At 52.5% G+C, this 592-nt stretch carries 1 protein-coding gene; it reads right to left on the bottom strand.

Annotation, left to right across the window (positions count from 1 at the left end):
- Positions 1-592 (bottom strand): condensation domain-containing protein (locus G9G57_RS25275; RefSeq protein ID WP_164965681.1); only part of this gene is annotated, 592 nt, incomplete at both ends.

Genomic DNA, 592 nt, shown 5'->3' with positions numbered 1-592 from the left:
AAAGCAAACATCGTATCGAACAGCGGATTGCGGCTTAAATCGCGAGCCACATTCACCTTATCCACCAGTTCCTCAAACGGATAATTCTGATGTTCAAAAGCGCCCAGCGTCGTCTCCTTGATTTCCTTCAAGTAGTCAAGGAACGTTTTAACGGCAGCCGGATAACTGCGGATGGCCAGGGTATTGACGAACATCCCGATCAGCGGCTGAACGTCGCTGTGATTTCTTCCTGCAATCGGCGTACCGACCACCACGTCTTCTTGCCCTGTATACTTATGCAGTAACATTGTATAACCAGCAAGCAGAACCATGTAAAGCGTTGCGCCGTTCTCGGCTGCAAGCCGTTTCAGACCCTCACTTTTCTCGCTATCCATAAACAATTGTAGCGTGCGGCCCTCGTAGCTCTGCATAGCCGGGCGCGGATAGTCCGTCGGCAATTCCAAAACCGGCAGTTCTCCGCGGAACATGTCGAGCCAGTAGGCTTCCTGCTTGGCAAGCTGAGCTTTCTGCTCGTCCGATTGCTGCCATACCGCATAATCTTTGTACTGAATGCGGAGCGGCTCCAACTGCTCCCCGCTGTACAAGCGGACGA

It is taken from the genome of Paenibacillus sp. EKM211P (assembly GCF_011066175.1).
GTDB classification, from domain to species: Bacteria; Bacillota; Bacilli; order Paenibacillales; family Paenibacillaceae; genus Paenibacillus; species Paenibacillus polymyxa.
This window is presented reverse-complemented; position numbering and strand designations above follow the sequence as displayed.